The 21,381-nt window shown below is 46.0% G+C and carries 10 protein-coding genes, 9 tRNA genes, 5 rRNA genes and 1 other annotated feature; all 24 genes read right to left on the bottom strand.

From position 1 onward, the window contains the following. Window positions 1-70 precede the first annotated feature (70 nt). Window positions 71-301 (bottom strand) — a binding site (T-box leader). Beyond that, window positions 301-1,752, bottom strand: a complete 1,452-nt coding sequence (gltX, locus tag MHB67_RS00615) for a glutamate--tRNA ligase (RefSeq protein ID WP_103132746.1) — start codon at window positions 1,750-1,752, stop codon at window positions 301-303. It overlaps the preceding feature by 1 nt. 94 nt (window positions 1,753-1,846) lie before the next feature. Then, window positions 1,847-2,323 carry a 2-C-methyl-D-erythritol 2,4-cyclodiphosphate synthase gene (ispF, locus tag MHB67_RS00610; RefSeq protein WP_103132747.1) on the bottom strand — a complete coding sequence of 159 codons (477 nt, stop codon included), beginning with the start codon at window positions 2,321-2,323 and terminating at the stop codon, window positions 1,847-1,849. A gap of 3 nt (window positions 2,324-2,326) precedes the next feature. Then, the gene (ispD, locus tag MHB67_RS00605; RefSeq protein WP_024425583.1) at window positions 2,327-3,016 is read right to left on the bottom strand and encodes a 2-C-methyl-D-erythritol 4-phosphate cytidylyltransferase; all 690 of its coding nucleotides are present in this window, start codon (window positions 3,014-3,016) and stop codon (window positions 2,327-2,329) included. Window positions 3,017-3,029: 13 nt separating this feature from the next. Further along, entirely contained in the window at window positions 3,030-4,130 is a 1,101-nt protein-coding gene (locus MHB67_RS00600) for a PIN/TRAM domain-containing protein (protein ID WP_103132748.1), read from the bottom strand. A gap of 153 nt (window positions 4,131-4,283) precedes the next feature. Beyond that, window positions 4,284-5,363: a DNA integrity scanning diadenylate cyclase DisA gene (disA, locus tag MHB67_RS00595; protein ID WP_024425581.1), complete on the bottom strand. Its 1,080-nt coding sequence runs from the start codon at window positions 5,361-5,363 to the stop codon at window positions 4,284-4,286. A 2-nt stretch (window positions 5,364-5,365) separates the two neighbouring features. After that, on the bottom strand, window positions 5,366-6,745 hold the full coding sequence (gene radA / locus MHB67_RS00590) for a DNA repair protein RadA (protein ID WP_025092231.1): 1,380 nt from the start codon (window positions 6,743-6,745) through the stop codon (window positions 5,366-5,368). A 93-nt stretch (window positions 6,746-6,838) separates the two neighbouring features. Continuing rightward, window positions 6,839-9,274, bottom strand: a complete 2,436-nt coding sequence (gene clpC / locus MHB67_RS00585) for an ATP-dependent protease ATP-binding subunit ClpC (RefSeq protein WP_007496263.1) — start codon at window positions 9,272-9,274, stop codon at window positions 6,839-6,841. Next, window positions 9,271-10,362 (bottom strand): protein arginine kinase, encoded by a 1,092-nt coding sequence (locus MHB67_RS00580; RefSeq protein WP_024425579.1) that lies wholly within the window; start codon window positions 10,360-10,362, stop codon window positions 9,271-9,273. The genes clpC and MHB67_RS00580 overlap by 4 nt, the downstream gene beginning before the upstream one ends. A 4-nt stretch (window positions 10,363-10,366) precedes the next feature. After that, window positions 10,367-10,924, bottom strand: coding sequence for a UvrB/UvrC motif-containing protein (locus tag MHB67_RS00575; RefSeq protein ID WP_024425862.1), 558 nt, complete (start codon window positions 10,922-10,924; stop codon window positions 10,367-10,369). Window positions 10,925-10,938: 14 nt separating this feature from the next. Continuing rightward, window positions 10,939-11,403, bottom strand: coding sequence for a CtsR family transcriptional regulator (locus tag MHB67_RS00570; protein WP_003217184.1), 465 nt, complete (start codon window positions 11,401-11,403; stop codon window positions 10,939-10,941). A 177-nt stretch (window positions 11,404-11,580) separates the two neighbouring features. Then, window positions 11,581-11,696, bottom strand: a 5S ribosomal RNA gene (gene rrf / locus MHB67_RS00565). A gap of 61 nt (window positions 11,697-11,757) precedes the next feature. Beyond that, a 23S ribosomal RNA gene (locus tag MHB67_RS00560) occupies window positions 11,758-14,688 on the bottom strand. A gap of 182 nt (window positions 14,689-14,870) precedes the next feature. After that, a 16S ribosomal RNA gene (locus MHB67_RS00555) occupies window positions 14,871-16,419 on the bottom strand. 170 nt (window positions 16,420-16,589) lie between these two features. Beyond that, window positions 16,590-16,665, bottom strand: a tRNA-Ala gene (locus MHB67_RS00550). A gap of 8 nt (window positions 16,666-16,673) precedes the next feature. Next, a tRNA-Pro gene (locus tag MHB67_RS00545) sits at window positions 16,674-16,750 on the bottom strand. A gap of 7 nt (window positions 16,751-16,757) precedes the next feature. Further along, window positions 16,758-16,834: transfer RNA gene (locus tag MHB67_RS00540), tRNA-Arg, on the bottom strand. A gap of 10 nt (window positions 16,835-16,844) precedes the next feature. Further along, window positions 16,845-16,930 (bottom strand) — tRNA-Leu (locus MHB67_RS00535). Window positions 16,931-16,942: 12 nt separating this feature from the next. Then, window positions 16,943-17,014: transfer RNA gene (locus MHB67_RS00530), tRNA-Gly, on the bottom strand. Window positions 17,015-17,044: 30 nt separating this feature from the next. Then, a tRNA-Leu gene (locus MHB67_RS00525) sits at window positions 17,045-17,127 on the bottom strand. Between the two features lie 8 nt (window positions 17,128-17,135). After that, window positions 17,136-17,211: transfer RNA gene (locus tag MHB67_RS00520), tRNA-Lys, on the bottom strand. Between the two features lie 37 nt (window positions 17,212-17,248). Then, window positions 17,249-17,324, bottom strand: a tRNA-Thr gene (locus MHB67_RS00515). A gap of 33 nt (window positions 17,325-17,357) precedes the next feature. Further along, window positions 17,358-17,433 (bottom strand) — tRNA-Val (locus MHB67_RS00510). A gap of 823 nt (window positions 17,434-18,256) precedes the next feature. Further along, a 5S ribosomal RNA gene (gene rrf / locus MHB67_RS00505) occupies window positions 18,257-18,372 on the bottom strand. Window positions 18,373-18,433: 61 nt separating this feature from the next. After that, a 23S ribosomal RNA gene (locus tag MHB67_RS00500) occupies window positions 18,434-21,364 on the bottom strand. The 16S, 23S and 5S rRNA genes sit together here with 9 tRNA genes alongside, the layout of an rRNA operon. Window positions 21,365-21,381: the final 17 nt, after the last annotated feature.

Below are 21,381 nucleotides of genomic sequence, written 5' to 3'. Positions count from 1 at the left end.
TTCTTCCCCATGAATCTCTCTTAGGACTTGCTCTCTTTTTTTGGACAAATAAAAAACGCCTCTGCCAAATGACAGAGACGTTTTGAAAACGCGGTTCCACTCTGTTTAGAAAGCTACTTATCTTTCAGCCTTCTCAACTTAATCCCATAACGGAGGGTACCGCCCTTGCATACTAACGTACGTGTTCCTCAAGGGTCTTGAGGGTGCATTTCCAATGTCTGCCCATAAGTCTCTTTCAGCCGGTGGAGACTCTTTCTGTGATGGACGAGTACATTGTACTTCTCCCTCGCAACGATTTCCTTATATTTGTTTAATGCGGTTTAATACCGTTTCTTTACCTAGTAATTCAATACTTTGCGGAAGTTCTGGGCCATGCGTTTGTCCTGTGACAGCCACACGAATCGGCATGAATAGTTTCTTGCCTTTATGCCCTGTTTCTTTTTGTACCGCTTTAATGGCAGCCTTGATTTCATCAGGTGTGAAAGACTCAAGCTGTTCAAGCTGACCTGCAAAAGATGCCATCACTTCTGGTACTTGCTCCTCTGCTAGAACTTCCTTTGCCTCTTGATTATACTCAATTTGCTCCTTAAAGAACAACTCTGTTAACTCAACAATTTCTGCTCCGTAGCTTAATTGTTCGTGATACAGAGAAATAAGCTTGCGTACCCACGTGTTTTCTTCTTCAGTCAGCTGCTCACTTACCTTGCCTGCTTTTTGAAGATGCGGAAGTGTTAGTGCCACAACCTGATCATGATCAAGTGCTTTCACGTATTGGTTGTTCACCCATTTTAGTTTATGCATATCGAATAGAGCTGGTGACTTAGAAAGTCGGTTTACATCGAAAATGTCGATGAATTGCTCTTTTGTAAACAGTTCTTCTTCGCCTACTGGAGACCATCCAAGTAATGCAATGAAGTTAAACAGGGCTTCAGGTAAATAGCCTAAATTCTTATATTGCTCGATGAATTGAATAATTGATTCATCACGTTTACTTAATTTCTTGCGGTTCTCGTTCACAATCAACGTCATATGTCCGAATAGCGGAACATCCCAGCCAAATGCATGAAAAATCATGATTTGTTTAGGGGTATTTGAAATATGATCTTCTCCGCGAAGAACGTGAGTCATTTTCATCAAATGATCATCCACGGCTACGGCAAAGTTATAAGTTGGCGTGCCATCTTTTTTCACAATAACAAAGTCACCAATGCCGTCTGTTTCAAATGAAATTTCACCTTTGACCATGTCGTCAAATTTGATGATTTCTCCTTTTGGCACTCGGAAGCGGATGCTTGGCTCTCTTCCTTCAGCAATCAGTTTGTCCTCTTCTTCTTTTGATAAATGACTGCATTTACCAGAATATCGAGGCATTTCGCTGCGGGCGATTTGTGCTTCACGCTCTGCCTCTAGCTCTTCTGCCGTACAATAGCACTTATACGCCAAGTCCTTCTCTAACAGTTCGTCATAATATTTTTTGTAAATATCATTACGCTCTGATTGTCTGTAAGGACCGTAACCGCCATCTTTATCAATGCTCTCATCCCAATCAATACCGAGCCATTGCAGGTGGCGAAGCTGGCTTTCCTCCCCGCCTTCTACATTACGCTTTTGGTCCGTATCCTCGATTCGAATAATAAATTTGCCGCCTTGGCTGCGTGCGAACAAATAGTTGAAAAGAGCCGTTCTAGCATTACCAATATGTAAATGACCAGTTGGACTCGGTGCATAACGAACACGCACTTCATTTCCCATGAGTTTAACTTCCTTTCATCTGCATCATGTTGTCTGACACCAATTTTTTATAAACGTATTTTATCATCAAAACCTATTCTCATCAAAATGGATTTTACTTTTTCTGAAGAAGCACTGTTGCCTGAGAGGCAATTCCTTCTCCTCTTCCTGTAAATCCGAGTTTCTCTGTCGTTGTTGCTTTGACATTCACCTGTGTGACATCTGCCTCAAGCGCTTCTGCAATTTTCTCACACATTGGTTGTATGTAAGGTGCCATTTTTGGCTTTTGCGCCATGATGGTGCAGTCAATATTCACAAGAGTGTAGCCCTTTTCTTTCACAAGTGCCCACACATGCTGCAATAATTTAAAAGAATCTGCATCCTTAAACTCAGGATCTGTGTCTGGGAAATGTCTGCCGATATCTCCTTCAGCAATCGCACCCAGGCATGCATCTGCCACTGTGTGAAGCAGTACGTCAGCATCTGAATGCCCTAGCAGTCCCTTTTCATAAGGGATGGCGACCCCGCCGATAATTAGAGGTCTTCCCTCTGTTAATTGATGTACATCAAAACCTTGTCCTATTCTCAACATGATCTAGTACCCTCTTTCCGCATCCATAATTGCCTTGGCAACCAATAAATCATCCGGTGTTGTCAGCTTAATATTGGTATAGTCTCCTTGGACAATATACACATTCTCACCTTGTAATTGTTCAACAAGACTGGCGTCGTCTGTTCCAAGGAAGCCTGTCCGCTCCGCATATTCATGCGCCTCTTTTAAAATAGAATGACGAAAAGCTTGTGGGGTCTGGACTGCCCACAAGCTCTGACGTTCAATGGTTTGTTCCACTTTGCCTTCTTGAACGCGTTTGATTGTGTCTTTCACTGGTACCGCTACAACTGCGGAGCCTTTTTCAATCGCCGCTTTAACGAGCAAGTCAATCTGTGTATGCTTAATAAAAGGCCTTGCCCCATCATGAACAAGCACGATGTCCGCATCTTTCACAGCCTTTAATCCTTCGTATACACTTTGCTGACGTTCTTCACCGCCAGTGACAAGTGAAACAGGCGTTTGAAAAGCGTGTACCTTGAGTAGCCTTTCAAAGTCTTGACGCTCCTCTTCATTGATCGCTAGGATCATTCGTTTGCATTGTGCATGAGCGTCAAACACCTTTAGTGTATGAATGATGACCGGCATTCTTTTCAGCTCAATAAAAAGCTTATTGCGGCCGGCCTTCATTCGTTTCCCCTGCCCCGCAGCCGGAATAACTACTTCATAATACATGTTCGTTCTCCCTTTAGAGCGCCTTCTCCAGAAGTTTTGGCTTCGCAAAAATCATTCTTCCAGCAGCAGTCTGCAACACACTTGTGACGAGCACGTCAATGTCTTTTCCAATGTAATTGCGTCCTTCCTCGACCACAATCATCGTCCCGTCATCTAAGTAAGCAACACCTTGGTTATGCTCTTTCCCATCTTTGATGACCTGTACCTTCATTTCTTCCCCAGGCAGTACAACCGGCTTAACGGCATTAGCTAGATCATTGATGTTTAACACTGCTACTTTTTGAAGTTCGCATACTTTATTTAAATTAAAATCATTGGTCACAACAACACCTGAAGTTAATTTCGCCAGCTTCACAAGCTTGCTATCAACCTCTTGAATGTCTTCGAAGTCACCTTCGTAAATTTCAACTTTGATATCCAATTCTTTTTGAATACGATTTAAAATATCAAGCCCTCTTCGGCCTCTATTTCTCTTTAATACATCTGAAGAGTCTGCAATATGCTGTAATTCCTCGAGTACAAATTGAGGAATGACCATGACACCTTCTAAGAATCCAGTTTGGCAAATATCTGCGATTCTTCCATCAATGATAACACTTGTGTCTAAAATTTTCAGCTTTTTATCTTCTATTTCAGGTTCATCATCAGCTGATCCTTTTTTCTTTGTGACCTTTGCAGATCGGGAGAACAGCCCTATCATTTCATCCTTCTTCTTAAAGCCTACCTGAAACCCAAGGTATCCTAAAAAGAAAGCCAGGAAAATCGGAATAATGGTACCAAAAATATGATATGGGATATTGTTTAGCGGGATCACGTTTACAATAAGATATGCTAGAATAAGTCCAAATACTAATCCGAAACTTCCAGATATAAGATCAGGAAGAGGCGCCTTCAATAGAGAATCCTCGATCCATTTCACCCAATTTACCACATAACCTGTGCACCATTTACCAATGATGAAGAACACAACGGCTCCTATTAGTGCTGAAGAGTAAGCATTTGTTATGAAAGGTATGTCCTTTACATTTAAAAGCAGAAATAACTCTGGAATGATAAAAATCCCCACAACTGCACCCAAAATGATAAAAAACGCCTGAACGATTCTTTTTAACATACCTTCACCTCCTTTATTTTTCATCTGTCAATCCACCTTCATCTGACATTGATATATGTTTAAGTTTCCTATCATGAACAACAGAAAACAAAACCATCATTAATATACCCATATTCATCCATTTTTAACCGTAGTAGAGGAAAATTTCTCTTCTTAAAGCTGACGGTCGATATAATGTTTTTCTTGTAACCTTTTTAATCCTTTTTTTATCTTTTTCGCTCTTACTTCTCCAATTCCTTCTACTTCATCCAATTCTTGTACATCCGCTTCCATAATTCGATCTAGCACACCGAATGCTTCAACCACATTTTCGACGATTGGCATTGGCAGTCTAGGGATTTTATGGAGCAACCTGTATCCTCTTGTGTACACATATTCGTCAATATTTGTAGAAGCGGGATATCCAAGTAACTTGTACAGAATGGAATCATCTAAAAGCTCAAAGCTCGACATATCTTGAAGTTGTTTAAGCAGTACATACGGATCTTTGATCTTTTCTTTCACGTAATCTTTAATAAATAAAGCCGCTTCCTGCTCCATGTCTGTAATCAGTTCATTGACCTGCAGACGAATCAAGTGTCCCTCTGTTCCAAGCTCTTTGATATACATATTGATCTCATTTTTGATTCTGAGTACCATTTCGTAGCGGTGCAGCACGGATAATACATCCCCAAAGGTCACAAGTTCTTCGAATTCTAGGGCGCTTAACGCAGAAATGGCGTGATCTAAAATCGTTTTATATTTCTCAAGTGTTTGAATGGCTTGATTCGCCTTTGTTAAAATAAAGCCAATATCTTTCAGCGTATAACGACGATTCCCTTGGTATAAGGTAATGACGTTCCTCCGTTCAGAAATAGCAATGATTAAGCAGCCTGTCTGCTTTGCTACACGTTCAGCCGTCCGGTGCCTCATGCCAGTTTCCGATGAATGGATGGTTGCATCTGGCATCAGCTGTGTATTCGCATACAAGATTTTTTGACCAGAATCGCTAAGAATAATGGCCCCATCCATCTTCGCCAATTCATATAAATGTGCTGGGGAGAAGGCTGAATTAATGTGAAATCCTCCATCTACCACACTCTTTACTTTGTCATTATAACCAACAACAATGAGCCCGCCAGTATTGGCTCTCAGGACGTTTTCAATCCCTGCCCGCAGAGGTGTTCCTGGTGCCACAAACTGTACAATATCTAAGAGATCGAGTTCTCTCGCTCCTTTTTTCTCTTTTTCCATTTCTATGATCCCCCTAGTGAAATTCGAAGTGCCTCCGCTACATTTTCTACACCAACTAACTCAATCCCTCTCGGCTTTTTCCATCCGTCTATATTCGCCTGAGGAATAAACATTCGCTTAAATCCTAGTTTTGCAGCTTCCTGCACTCGCTGTTCAATTCTTGATACTCTTCTGACTTCTCCCGTCAGACCGACCTCTCCTATAAAGCAATCCGCTTGATGCGGCGCTGCATCTTTAAAGCTTGATGCAATACTAACGGCAATGGCCAAGTCAATCGCCGGTTCGTCAAGCTTCACACCGCCTGCGACCTTTAAATACGCATCTTGGTTTTGCAGCAGCAGCCCCACGCGTTTTTCTAAAACTGCCATGAGCAGCGATACTCGATTATGATCAAGGCCAGTGGCCATTCTTCGCGGATTCCCAAAGCTTGTCGGGGAAATTAACGCCTGTATCTCGACAAGTACGGGTCTTGTTCCTTCCATTGAGGCAACAACACACGAACCAGATACACCTGCCGACCGCTCTTCTAAAAAGATTTCTGATGGGTTTAATACTTCCGTGAGCCCTTCCTCTCTCATTTCAAAAATTCCTAATTCATTCGTTGAACCAAATCGGTTTTTGACCGCCCGTAAAATACGAAACGTATGATGACGCTCGCCTTCAAAATAAAGAACTGTGTCCACCATATGCTCTAAAAGGCGTGGACCTGCGATCGAGCCTTCTTTGGTCACGTGACCAACGATAAAAATAGGAATACCATTTGTTTTGGCAATCTTCATCAGCTGCGCTGTACATTCCCTAACTTGAGATACAGAGCCGGGAGCTGACGTAATATCGCTTTGATAAACGGTTTGAATCGAATCCACCACAACAAAAGCAGGTTTCATCTCCTGTATAGCAGACGTTATATACTCCATATCGGTTTCAGCCAAAACATGCAAAGAGGCGCTTTCAATGCCAAGGCGGTCCGCTCTTAGCTTCGTTTGTTTAATGGACTCCTCACCAGATATGTATAACACATTCTGATTTTTGTCTGAGAGCTGTGCTGATACTTGTAATAACAATGTGGACTTCCCAATCCCAGGATCTCCGCCGATGAGAACAAGAGAACCTTTGACAATTCCACTTCCTAATACTCGGTTAAATTCTTCTAAATTTGTTTTAATTCGGGGTTCTTCGGATGTTTCAATTGCAGATATAGGTGAAGGTTTTTGAATGGTTTGAACAGAATGATTAAAAGCACTTCGACGGTTTGCCGGCTCTTTGCGAACGACCTCTTCTGTCATACTGTTCCACGTGCCGCAGCCTGGACATTTCCCCATCCATTTGGCTGACTCATAACCGCACGATTGGCATATAAATTTTGATTTTGTCTTAGCCATAGATTGAAGAATACAACTCCTTATACTGGTCAGAAAATAAGTAAAGGGAGGCATACACCTTACTGGTATGCCTCACACTTTTTTCTTACTATATTAGTTCGTAGCAGCCGTCGCTTTTACGACAATTTCTCCATCTTCCACATCTAATACGATATGTTGACCTTTTTCAATATTCCCCTTCAGAAGCTCTTCAGAAAGTCGATCTTCTACATGCTTTTGAATCGCTCTTCTTAACGGACGCGCACCGTACTCAAGATCTACTCCTTCGTCGGCAATTTTCGCTTTTGCTGCTTCCGTCAATTCAATTGATAGGTCTTGTTCTTTTAATCGTTTTGTCAATTGATCAGACATGAGAGACACGATCTCTTTGAGATGTTTCTTCTCAAGCGAGTGGAAGACAATGATTTCATCAATACGGTTGATAAACTCAGGTCTAAACGCACGTTTCAACTCGCCCATTACTTTGCCTTTCATATCCTTGTAATTTTGACTTTCATCCTGCACGTTAAAGCCAACATATTTATTGCGCTTCAGCTCACTAGCTCCAACGTTTGATGTCATGATCAAAATCGTATTTCTAAAGTCAACGGTACGCCCTTTAGAATCTGTCAGACGACCATCTTCTAACACTTGCAGTAAGATATTAAATACATCTGGATGCGCCTTTTCAATCTCGTCTAAAAGAACGACAGAATAAGGTTTTCTTCTCACTTTTTCAGTCAGCTGTCCACCTTCATCATAGCCCACATAGCCTGGAGGTGACCCAACAAGTCTGGATGTAGAGTGTTTCTCCATGTATTCAGACATATCAATACGGATCATTGCTTCTTCATCACCGAAAATAGACTCAGCGAGTGCTCTTGCAAGCTCCGTTTTACCAACCCCTGTTGGACCCAAGAAGATAAAGGAGCCGATTGGACGCTTCGGATCTTTCAGGCCAGCACGCGCACGTCTCACCGCTTTGGCTACAGCGACAACCGCTTCATCCTGTCCGATCACGCGAGAATGAAGCAATTGTTCCATGTTCAGAAGCTTATCTGTCTCCGTTTGAGCAATTTTCGAAACAGGCACTCCCGTCCAGCTGGAAACGACCATTGCGATATCATCTACAGATACCTCTGAATTCTCTTGTCCCTGCTTTTCTTTCCATGATTTCTTTGTCACTTCTACTTTTTCACGCAAACGCTGCTCTGTATCGCGAAGAGAAGCTGCTTTTTCAAATTCTTGACTTTGAACTGCCGCATCCTTTTCCTTGCGTACTTCATCCAGCTTTTGCTCTAACTCTTTTAGGTTAGGCGGTGTTGTGAACGAACGTAAACGGACTTTCGAACCTGCCTCATCAATTAAATCAATCGCCTTATCTGGAAGGAATCGGTCAGAAATATAACGGTCAGACAGCTTCACCGCCGCCTCAATCGCTTCATCTGTAATAGACACACGGTGATGTGCTTCATACCGGTCTCTAAGCCCTCTTAAGATTTGAATACTTTCATCAACAGACGGCTGATCTACTTGAATTGGCTGGAAACGTCGTTCAAGCGCAGCGTCCTTTTCAATGTATTTACGGTACTCATCTAACGTTGTTGCCCCAATACATTGAAGCTCACCACGTGCTAAGGATGGCTTCAAGATATTAGACGCATCAATCGCGCCCTCTGCTCCACCAGCACCAATGAGTGTATGAAGCTCGTCGATAAAGAGAATGATATTTCCTGCCTGGCGAATTTCGTCCATCACTTTTTTCAAACGATCCTCGAATTCACCACGATATTTCGTCCCAGCTACAACAGTTCCCATATCCAGTGTCATCACTCGTTTATCGCGCAGGATTTCAGGCACTTCGTTATGAATAATTTGCTGTGCAAGACCTTCTGCGATGGCTGTTTTACCAACACCAGGCTCACCAATCAGCACAGGGTTATTTTTTGTTCTTCTGCTTAGGACCTCAATGACACGTTGAATTTCTTTGCTTCGGCCAATGACAGGGTCCAAGCTGTCCTCTTTTGCAATAGCTGTCAAATCTCTTGCCAAGCTATCTAGTGTTGGTGTATTTGCATTGCTATTAGAGCCTGCCGCAGATGCACCTGTTTCATTGCTTCCAAGCAGCTGCAGAACTTGCTGACGTGCTTTATTTAAGCTCACTCCGAGGTTATTTAAGACACGGGCAGCGACACCCTCTCCCTCACGAATAAGACCTAATAGAATATGTTCTGTCCCTACATAGGAATGACCTAGCTTTCTTGCTTCATCCATTGAAAGCTCAGTGACCTTCTTCGCTCTAGGCGTATAATGAGGAATAGCTTGAGACACCTCTTGCCCTCTTCCAATCAAGCTTTCGACTTCTTTTTGGATTTTATCTGAAACAAGGCCCAGTGCTTCTAACGCTTTGGCAGCGATGCCCTCACCTTCACGTACAAGGCCAAGTAAAATGTGCTCAGTACCTATGTTCTTATGGCCTAGGCGAATGGCTTCTTCTTGTGCAAGTGCTAATACCTTTTGAGCTCTTTCAGTGAATCTTCCAAACATCATATCGTTTCATCCTCCTGTCCATTCCTATGCATTTCTAAGCGCAGCCTTTCTCTAATAATCGCTGCTCGTTTTATATCTCGTTCATTTGGCTCCAAGGCTCCTCCTGAATATTGTTGAAGGAAGCCGGGCTGAGTCAAAATCATGAGTTCATTCAGTATATTACTTGAAAGCCCCTTAATGATACCTAAATCAATTCCAAGCCGCACATCTGACAAACACTTTGCTGTTTCCTTTGATTCAATCATACGACAATTGGCCAAAATCCCTAAGGAACGGTACACTCTGTCCTCAAGTTCAATTTTAGATGTTTGATATAACGCTTTTCGTGCAGATCGCTCTTGTTCAATGAGCTGAGCGGTCACACTATTCAAGTCATCTACAATGTCTTCTTCTGATTGACCAAGTGTCATTTGATTTGATATTTGAAAGATGTTTCCTATTGCTTCGCTGCCCTCACCATAAATTCCTCTGACCACAAGACCTAATTGATTAATGGCCGGAATAATCCGATTCATTTGTCTTGTGAGCGCTAATGCTGGTAAATGCATCATGACCGAAGCCCTAATACCTGTACCTACATTGGTCGGACAGCTTGTTAAGTATCCTCGCTTTTCAGAAAACGCATAATCCACTTGCTCTTCAATCCAGTCATCAACCTGATTAGCCGCTTTTAATGCATTGGCTAGCTGAAAACCTGGGAATAAGCATTGGATTCGAATATGGTCTTCTTCATTCAGCATCACACTGATTTCTTCATTTTCAGAAAGCAAACAGCCGCCAAATCTTGATTCAGCTAAATTGGGGCTAATCAAATGCTTTTCAACAAGTACCCTCTTTGCTAAAGGCTGCGTTTCATTCATTCGAATCAGAACAAAATTTCCAATGTCCTTCACTTCCTGGCTAGCAAACTTTTGTTCGAATTGCTGGAGAACAGCTTCAGCTTCAGCTTGAGAAAACTGAGTTGGGAAACGAACATGCTCTAGATTGCGAGCTAGCCGGATACGACTGCTTAGAACAATGTCACTTTCTGGTCCTTTTTGTTTCATCCACTGACTTAGAGCGTCTTGAATAAAATGCTGGAGCGACATGTTGTTAATCTCCCTCCCTCTGCTGAGATTGCTCATGCTCTAATGCACGAATTTGATCTCGAACTTCCGCTGCCTTTTCGAACTCTTCCTGTTCAATCAGCTGCTTCAGCTCTTGCTGCATTAACTCAAGTTTCCGGCGAACATGCAGGCTGCCGGCAATTCGTTTTGGGACTTTCCCATTATGGACTGTATTTCCACTATGGACTTTCCGTAAAACAGGGTTCAGATACTGATCAAATGTACGATAGCATTCTGCACAGCCAAATCGGCCTGTTTTTCTGAACTGTTGAAAGGTTAAGCCACACTTAGGACATTGATCCACTTCTTTCGCTTCTTGAAAAATAGAAGAGCCCTTGTTAGCACTTGTGGTGAAGCTAGGATCAATATTCAATAAGCCTGATAATAAGTTGTGAATCGAGAAACCTTGGTTTCCACTCATAGCATATGAATCACTGTTTTCTTTTGCACATTGTTCACATATGTGCATTTCTTGTTTTTCTCCATTTATAACTTTCGTAAAGTGAAAAGTGGCTGGTCTCTCATTACATTCTTGACAAATCAATCTTTTCACCCGCTTTACTTTAATTTCAAAGCATTTAACATCGCTTTCATCATCCGAGCACGCAGTTCATCACGTTCAGGTAAATCAATATGCAATACAGAACGATCCATGACACTAATCATCATCTTAGCTTCTCTTTCAGATAAAATGTTATTTTCAACAAGACGCATGATGATATGATCAGATGCAGCCTGTGATAAACGATGATATATTTGAGAAATAATGTTGTTCAATAAGTCGACTTCATCATTCATTTTGACTTTAATGATGCGGATATAGCCACCGCCGCCACGCTTACTTTCAACGATATAGCCTCTCTCGCTCGTAAAGCGTGTATTGATAACATAGTTAATTTGTGAAGGTACGCATTGAAATTTATCTGCAATTTCATTGCGCTTAATTTCTAATATTTCTCGACCGTTCTGATCCAAGACTTCCTTCAAATACTGCTCGATGATATCAGAAATATTTTGTGCCACTCCGCCTCCTCCTCCATTGACTTTGACTATATTTGACTTTAATCTTACTATAAATTTTTTCGATCGATTTTTCAAGATAATCGCTCAACTAACAATATTATTTCCACATTCATATGGTATCAAACCTCTCAAAAACACAAAAAAGACCAGTTCCGACTGGAACTGATCCTTATAGAAGCTTGGCGGCGTCCTACTCTCACAGGGGGAAACCCCCAACTACCATCGGCGCTGAAGAGCTTAACTTCCGTGTTCGGTATGGGAACGGGTGTGACCTCTTCGCTATCGCCACCAAACCTGATGGAGAGAATGTTCTCTCAAAACTAGATAACAATGTTCATGCTTCACAATAGAATATAGGTTAAGTCCTCGATCTATTAGTATCTGTCAGCTCCACGTGTCACCACGCTTCCACCTCAGACCTATCAACCTGATCATCTTTCAGGGATCTTACTTCCTTGCGGAATGGGAAATCTCATCTTGAGGGGGGCTTCATGCTTAGATGCTTTCAGCACTTATCCCGTCCGCACATAGCTACCCAGCGATGCCCTTGGCAGAACAACTGGTACACCAGCGGTGCGTCCATCCCGGTCCTCTCGTACTAAGGACAGCTCCTCTCAAATTTCCTGCGCCCGCGACGGATAGGGACCGAACTGTCTCACGACGTTCTGAACCCAGCTCGCGTACCGCTTTAATGGGCGAACAGCCCAACCCTTGGGACCGACTACAGCCCCAGGATGCGATGAGCCGACATCGAGGTGCCAAACCTCCCCGTCGATGTGGACTCTTGGGGGAGATAAGCCTGTTATCCCCGGGGTAGCTTTTATCCGTTGAGCGATGGCCCTTCCATGCGGAACCACCGGATCACTAAGCCCGACTTTCGTCCCTGCTCGACTTGTAGGTCTCGCAGTCAAGCTCCCTTGTGCCTTTACACTCTGCGAATGATTTCCAACCATTCTGAGGGAACCTTTGGGCGCCTCCGTTACATTTTAGGAGGCGACCGCCCCAGTCAAACTGCCCACCTGACACTGTCTCCCTGCCCGATAAGGGCAGCGGGTTAGAAGGTCAATACAGCCAGGGTAGTATCCCACCGATGCCTCCACCGAAGCTAGCGCTCCGGTTTCCAAGGCTCCTACCTATCCTGTACAAGCTGTACCAACATTCAATATCAGGCTGCAGTAAAGCTCCACGGGGTCTTTCCGTCCTGTCGCGGGTAACCTGCATCTTCACAGGTACTATAATTTCACCGAGTCTCTCGTTGAGACAGTGCCCAGATCGTTGCGCCTTTCGTGCGGGTCGGAACTTACCCGACAAGGAATTTCGCTACCTTAGGACCGTTATAGTTACGGCCGCCGTTTACTGGGGCTTCAATTCGCACCTTCGCTTACGCTAAGCGCTCCTCTTAACCTTCCAGCACCGGGCAGGCGTCAGCCCCTATACTTCGCCTTACGGCTTCGCAGAGACCTGTGTTTTTGCTAAACAGTCGCCTGGGCCTATTCACTGCGGCTTCTCGGGGCTTTAACACCCTAAGAAGCACCCCTTCTCCCGAAGTTACGGGGTCATTTTGCCGAGTTCCTTAACGAGAGTTCTCTCGATCACCTTAGGATTCTCTCCTCGCCTACCTGTGTCGGTTTGCGGTACGGGCACCTCTCACCTCGCTAGAGGCTTTTCTTGGCAGTGTGGAATCAGGAACTTCGCTACTAAATTTCGCTCGCCATCACAGCTCAGCCTTTACGGGAAACGGATTTGCCTATTTCCCAGCCTAACTGCTTGGACGCGGATATCCAATACCGCGCTTACCCTATCCTCCTGCGTCCCCCCATTGCTCAAATGGTGAGGAGGTGGTACAGGAATATCAACCTGTTGTCCATCGCCTACGCCTTTCGGCCTCGGCTTAGGTCCCGACTAACCCTGAGCGGACGAGCCTTCCTCAGGAAACCTTAGGCATTCGGTGGACGGGATTCTCACCCGTCTTTCGCTACTCATACCGGCATTCTCACTTCTAAGCGCTCCACCAGTCCTTCCGGTCTGGCTTCACAGCCCTTAGAACGCTCTCCTACCACTGTTCGTAAGAACAGTCCGCAGCTTCGGTGATACGTTTAGCCCCGGTACATTTTCGGCGCAGAGTCACTCGACCAGTGAGCTATTACGCACTCTTTAAATGGTGGCTGCTTCTAAGCCAACATCCTGGTTGTCTAAGCAACTCCACATCCTTTTCCACTTAACGTATACTTTGGGACCTTAGCTGGCGGTCTGGGCTGTTTCCCTTTCGACTACGGATCTTATCACTCGCAGTCTGACTCCCAAGGATAAGTCATCGGCATTCGGAGTTTGACTGAATTCGGTAACCCGGTAGGGGCCCCTAGTCCAATCAGTGCTCTACCTCCGAGACTCTTACCTTGAGGCTAGCCCTAAAGCTATTTCGGAGAGAACCAGCTATCTCCAGGTTCGATTGGCATTTCACCCCTACCCACACCTCATCCCCGCACTTTTCAACGTGCGTGGGTTCGGGCCTCCATTCAGTGTTACCTGAACTTCACCCTGGACATGGGTAGATCACCTGGTTTCGGGTCTACGACCACGTACTCATGCGCCCTATTCAGACTCGCTTTCGCTGCGGCTCCGCATCTTCTGCTTAACCTTGCACGGGATCGTAACTCGCCGGTTCATTCTACAAAAGGCACGCCATCACCCGTTAACGGGCTCTGACTACTTGTAGGCACACGGTTTCAGGATCTATTTCACTCCCCTTCCGGGGTGCTTTTCACCTTTCCCTCACGGTACTGGTTCACTATCGGTCACTAGGGAGTATTTAGCCTTGGGAGATGGTCCTCCCGGATTCCGACGGAATTTCACGTGTTCCGCCGTACTCAGGATCCACTCTGGAGAGAATGACATTTCAGTTACAGGGCTGTTACCTTCTTTGGCGGGCCTTTCCAGACCTCTTCGCTTATATCATTCCTTTGTAACTCCGTATAGAGTGTCCTACAACCCCAAGAGGCAAGCCTCTTGGTTTGGGCTGTTCCCGTTTCGCTCGCCGCTACTCAGGGAATCGCATTTGCTTTCTCTTCCTCCGGGTACTTAGATGTTTCAGTTCCCCGGGTATGCCTTCTCATACTCTATGTATTCAAGTATGGATACTACTCCATTACGAGCAGTGGGTTTCCCCATTCGGAAATCTCCGGATCAAAGCTTGCTTACAGCTCCCCGAAGCATATCGGTGTTCGTCCCGTCCTTCATCGGCTCCTAGTGCCAAGGCATCCACCGTGCGCCCTTTCTAACTTAACCATTTCTTACTTTAGAAAGAATCACTATGTGTGATGAACTTTGCATTGCATTCAATGTGAATGTATTACTTATTGTTATCTAGTTTTCAAAGAACAATCCTGTCTCGCTAGAGACATGTTTTGAAGGAATGATCCTTCAAAACTAAACAAGACGAAAACGTACGCTGCTCCATATATCCTTAGAAAGGAGGTGATCCAGCCGCACCTTCCGATACGGCTACCTTGTTACGACTTCACCCCAATCATCTGCCCCACCTTCGGCGGCTGGCTCCATAAAGGTTACCTCACCGACTTCGGGTGTTGCAAACTCTCGTGGTGTGACGGGCGGTGTGTACAAGGCCCGGGAACGTATTCACCGCGGCATGCTGATCCGCGATTACTAGCGATTCCAGCTTCACGCAGTCGAGTTGCAGACTGCGATCCGAACTGAGAACAGATTTATGGGATTGGCTAAACCTTGCGGTCTTGCAGCCCTTTGTTCTGTCCATTGTAGCACGTGTGTAGCCCAGGTCATAAGGGGCATGATGATTTGACGTCATCCCCACCTTCCTCCGGTTTGTCACCGGCAGTCACCTTAGAGTGCCCAACTGAATGCTGGCAACTAAGATCAAGGGTTGCGCTCGTTGCGGGACTTAACCCAACATCTCACGACACGAGCTGACGACAACCATGCACCACCTGTCACTCTGTCCCCGAAGGGAAAGCCCTATCTCTAGGGTTATCAGAGGATGTCAAGACCTGGTAAGGTTCTTCGCGTTGCTTCGAATTAAACCACATGCTCCACCGCTTGTGCGGGCCCCCGTCAATTCCTTTGAGTTTCAGTCTTGCGACCGTACTCCCCAGGCGGAGTGCTTAATGCGTTAGCTGCAGCACTAAGGGGCGGAAACCCCCTAACACTTAGCACTCATCGTTTACGGCGTGGACTACCAGGGTATCTAATCCTGTTCGCTCCCCACGCTTTCGCTCCTCAGCGTCAGTTACAGACCAGAGAGTCGCCTTCGCCACTGGTGTTCCTCCACATCTCTACGCATTTCACCGCTACACGTGGAATTCCACTCTCCTCTTCTGCACTCAAGTTTCCCAGTTTCCAATGACCCTCCCCGGTTGAGCCGGGGGCTTTCACATCAGACTTAAGAAACCGCCTGCGAGCCCTTTACGCCCAATAATTCCGGACAACGCTTGCCACCTACGTATTACCGCGGCTGCTGGCACGTAGTTAGCCGTGGCTTTCTGGTTAGGTACCGTCAAGGTGCGAGCAGTTACTCTCGCACTTGTTCTTCCCTAACAACAGAGCTTTACGATCCGAAAACCTTCATCACTCACGCGGCGTTGCTCCGTCAGACTTTCGTCCATTGCGGAAGATTCCCTACTGCTGCCTCCCGTAGGAGTCTGGGCCGTGTCTCAGTCCCAGTGTGGCCGATCACCCTCTCAGGTCGGCTACGCATCGTCGCCTTGGTGAGCCATTACCCCACCAACTAGCTAATGCGCCGCGGGTCCATCTGTAAGTGACAGCCGAAACCGTCTTTCATCCTTGAACCATGCGGTTCAAGGAACTATCCGGTATTAGCTCCGGTTTCCCGGAGTTATCCCAGTCTTACAGGCAGGTTACCCACGTGTTACTCACCCGTCCGCCGCTAACATCCGGGAGCAAGCTCCCTTCTGTCCGCTCGACTTGCATGTATTAGGCACGCCGCCAGCGTTCGTCCTGAGCCAGGATCAAACTCTCCGAGGTATGCAGGATGCATATCACACATGCGTTGCTACACGATGTAGCGAACTTAGCATGTGATCATTTCCTGCCTCGCCAGTTTGACTGACTACCTATGAAGTTTCATAGGATTTTTTTATAAAAACTCGAATTAACAGGTACGTTTTGTCTTGTTTAGTTTTCAAAGATCATATTGGTGGAGCCTAGCGGGATCGAACCGCTGACCTCCTGCGTGCAAGGCAGGCGCTCTCCCAGCTGAGCTAAGGCCCCATAAAAGATGGTCGGGAAGACAGGATTCGAACCTGCGACCCCTTGGTCCCAAACCAAGTGCTCTACCAAGCTGAGCTACTTCCCGATCTTAATGGCGCGCCCGAGAGGAGTCGAACCCCTAACCTTTTGATCCGTAGTCAAACGCTCTATCCAATTGAGCTACGGGCGCTTATTTATAATGCCGAGGGCCGGACTTGAACCGGCACGGTAGTCACCTACCGCAGGATTTTAAGTCCTGTGTGTCTGCCAATTCCACCACCCCGGCGTGGATGGTATAAGCGGAAGACGGGATTCGAACCCGCGACCCCCACCTTGGCAAGGTGGTGTTCTACCACTGAACTACTTCCGCATTACAGGATTTCTTTATTTTATTTGGCAATGCGGGTGAAGGGACTTGAACCCCCACGTCATAAAGACACTAGATCCTAAGTCTAGCGCGTCTGCCAATTCCGCCACACCCGCATGAAACATGGTGAGCCATGAAGGACTCGAACCTTCGACCCTCTGATTAAAAGTCAGATGCTCTACCAACTGAGCTAATGGCTCGCTTTAAAAGCGACTTGTCTATCTTACCATATGAAAGTGGTGCCGGCAAGAGGACTTGAACCCCCAACCTACTGATTACAAGTCAGTTGCTCTACCAGTTGAGCTACACCGGCTTTATCTATCCTAACATTATGTAAGAATAAATATGGTGGAGGATGACGGGCTCGAACCGCCGACCCTCTGCTTGTAAGGCAGATGCTCTCCCAGCTGAGCTAATCCTCCATATTGTGTCGTTTCGAAGTGTCTCTCGATCTGACAAATAGTATTATATAACGATAAGATATTGTTTGTAAAGACTTTTTTAAAATAATTTTTGAATTTATTTTAAAGCTGTTTTTCCATCTTTTCGTTAAGGCACCTAAAGAAGTTTACCACTTGTCTCATCATTTTAAAAGCCTTTTTTTCATTTTTTTATGTTTTTTTGTTAAAAAGAGTACTAATAAGGCTTTATTCCTTTGAAAACAGCTATTTCGAAGCTTTCATACCCTTGATTTTATTTCATATATCTCTGGATAAAAACATTCAAAAAAGAAATTCTGTTATTATTTTATTTTTCTGAGAAATCTTTTTTGCATAAAAAAGTGTGAAAATACTGCTGGTCTTTACTATTTTTCAACAAAATTGTTTCACATCATTTTTCTACTGCTTCAAAATATTCAACAGCTTTATCATCGATATAAAATTTTAACAGGAGAAATAAAATGAGTATTGTTTCTTTCATTTCTTCTATCTTTTTAAATTGGAAATGCAACAATAGCTGACCATCCCCTTCGGGATGAAGTCTTTCTATTTAGTGCCCTATACATCGCCTTTCTATCTCTATTTAGCCGAAGGTGAAGTTTTCTATGCTTTTAGTGTAGACCCTTGATAATTTGGCTGCTGGTTCATATGATGACCGACATGTTAAATTGAAAGAGCGTAAAGTTTGATTTATTTAGCAACCCACGAGGGAACAATTCACTTTAAGAACCTATTCTATTATATAGAAGCAAGTCATGCAAAACACAAAAAAGACCAGTTCCGACTGGAACTGATCTTTATAGAAGCTTGGCGGCGTCCTACTCTCACAGGGGGAAACCCCCAACTACCATCGGCGCTGAAGAGCTTAACTTCCGTGTTCGGTATGGGAACGGGTGTGACCTCTTCGCTATCGCCACCAAACCTGATGGAGAGAATGTTCTCTCAAAACTAGATAACAATGTTCATGCTTCACAATAGAATATAGGTTAAGTCCTCGATCTATTAGTATCTGTCAGCTCCACGTGTCACCACGCTTCCACCTCAGACCTATCAACCTGATCATCTTTCAGGGATCTTACTTCCTTGCGGAATGGGAAATCTCATCTTGAGGGGGGCTTCATGCTTAGATGCTTTCAGCACTTATCCCGTCCGCACATAGCTACCCAGCGATGCCCTTGGCAGAACAACTGGTACACCAGCGGTGCGTCCATCCCGGTCCTCTCGTACTAAGGACAGCTCCTCTCAAATTTCCTGCGCCCGCGACGGATAGGGACCGAACTGTCTCACGACGTTCTGAACCCAGCTCGCGTACCGCTTTAATGGGCGAACAGCCCAACCCTTGGGACCGACTACAGCCCCAGGATGCGATGAGCCGACATCGAGGTGCCAAACCTCCCCGTCGATGTGGACTCTTGGGGGAGATAAGCCTGTTATCCCCGGGGTAGCTTTTATCCGTTGAGCGATGGCCCTTCCATGCGGAACCACCGGATCACTAAGCCCGACTTTCGTCCCTGCTCGACTTGTAGGTCTCGCAGTCAAGCTCCCTTGTGCCTTTACACTCTGCGAATGATTTCCAACCATTCTGAGGGAACCTTTGGGCGCCTCCGTTACATTTTAGGAGGCGACCGCCCCAGTCAAACTGCCCACCTGACACTGTCTCCCTGCCCGATAAGGGCAGCGGGTTAGAAGGTCAATACAGCCAGGGTAGTATCCCACCGATGCCTCCACCGAAGCTAGCGCTCCGGTTTCCAAGGCTCCTACCTATCCTGTACAAGCTGTACCAACATTCAATATCAGGCTGCAGTAAAGCTCCACGGGGTCTTTCCGTCCTGTCGCGGGTAACCTGCATCTTCACAGGTACTATAATTTCACCGAGTCTCTCGTTGAGACAGTGCCCAGATCGTTGCGCCTTTCGTGCGGGTCGGAACTTACCCGACAAGGAATTTCGCTACCTTAGGACCGTTATAGTTACGGCCGCCGTTTACTGGGGCTTCAATTCGCACCTTCGCTTACGCTAAGCGCTCCTCTTAACCTTCCAGCACCGGGCAGGCGTCAGCCCCTATACTTCGCCTTACGGCTTCGCAGAGACCTGTGTTTTTGCTAAACAGTCGCCTGGGCCTATTCACTGCGGCTTCTCGGGGCTTTAACACCCTAAGAAGCACCCCTTCTCCCGAAGTTACGGGGTCATTTTGCCGAGTTCCTTAACGAGAGTTCTCTCGATCACCTTAGGATTCTCTCCTCGCCTACCTGTGTCGGTTTGCGGTACGGGCACCTCTCACCTCGCTAGAGGCTTTTCTTGGCAGTGTGGAATCAGGAACTTCGCTACTAAATTTCGCTCGCCATCACAGCTCAGCCTTTACGGGAAACGGATTTGCCTATTTCCCAGCCTAACTGCTTGGACGCGGATATCCAATACCGCGCTTACCCTATCCTCCTGCGTCCCCCCATTGCTCAAATGGTGAGGAGGTGGTACAGGAATATCAACCTGTTGTCCATCGCCTACGCCTTTCGGCCTCGGCTTAGGTCCCGACTAACCCTGAGCGGACGAGCCTTCCTCAGGAAACCTTAGGCATTCGGTGGACGGGATTCTCACCCGTCTTTCGCTACTCATACCGGCATTCTCACTTCTAAGCGCTCCACCAGTCCTTCCGGTCTGGCTTCACAGCCCTTAGAACGCTCTCCTACCACTGTTCGTAAGAACAGTCCGCAGCTTCGGTGATACGTTTAGCCCCGGTACATTTTCGGCGCAGAGTCACTCGACCAGTGAGCTATTACGCACTCTTTAAATGGTGGCTGCTTCTAAGCCAACATCCTGGTTGTCTAAGCAACTCCACATCCTTTTCCACTTAACGTATACTTTGGGACCTTAGCTGGCGGTCTGGGCTGTTTCCCTTTCGACTACGGATCTTATCACTCGCAGTCTGACTCCCAAGGATAAGTCATCGGCATTCGGAGTTTGACTGAATTCGGTAACCCGGTAGGGGCCCCTAGTCCAATCAGTGCTCTACCTCCGAGACTCTTACCTTGAGGCTAGCCCTAAAGCTATTTCGGAGAGAACCAGCTATCTCCAGGTTCGATTGGCATTTCACCCCTACCCACACCTCATCCCCGCACTTTTCAACGTGCGTGGGTTCGGGCCTCCATTCAGTGTTACCTGAACTTCACCCTGGACATGGGTAGATCACCTGGTTTCGGGTCTACGACCACGTACTCATGCGCCCTATTCAGACTCGCTTTCGCTGCGGCTCCGCATCTTCTGCTTAACCTTGCACGGGATCGTAACTCGCCGGTTCATTCTACAAAAGGCACGCCATCACCCGTTAACGGGCTCTGACTACTTGTAGGCACACGGTTTCAGGATCTATTTCACTCCCCTTCCGGGGTGCTTTTCACCTTTCCCTCACGGTACTGGTTCACTATCGGTCACTAGGGAGTATTTAGCCTTGGGAGATGGTCCTCCCGGATTCCGACGGAATTTCACGTGTTCCGCCGTACTCAGGATCCACTCTGGAGAGAATGACATTTCAGTTACAGGGCTGTTACCTTCTTTGGCGGGCCTTTCCAGACCTCTTCGCTTATATCATTCCTTTGTAACTCCGTATAGAGTGTCCTACAACCCCAAGAGGCAAGCCTCTTGGTTTGGGCTGTTCCCGTTTCGCTCGCCGCTACTCAGGGAATCGCATTTGCTTTCTCTTCCTCCGGGTACTTAGATGTTTCAGTTCCCCGGGTATGCCTTCTCATACTCTATGTATTCAAGTATGGATACTACTCCATTACGAGCAGTGGGTTTCCCCATTCGGAAATCTCCGGATCAAAGCTTGCTTACAGCTCCCCGAAGCATATCGGTGTTCGTCCCGTCCTTCATCGGCTCCTAGTGCCAAGGCATCCACCGTGCGCCCTTTCTAACTTAACCATTTCTTACTTTAGAAA

Source organism: Bacillus sp. FSL H8-0516, assembly GCF_038635285.1.
Lineage (GTDB): Bacteria > Bacillota > Bacilli > Bacillales > Bacillaceae > Bacillus > Bacillus safensis.
Note: the sequence above shows the minus strand (reverse complement) of the source record. Positions and strands in the feature narration are given on the sequence as shown.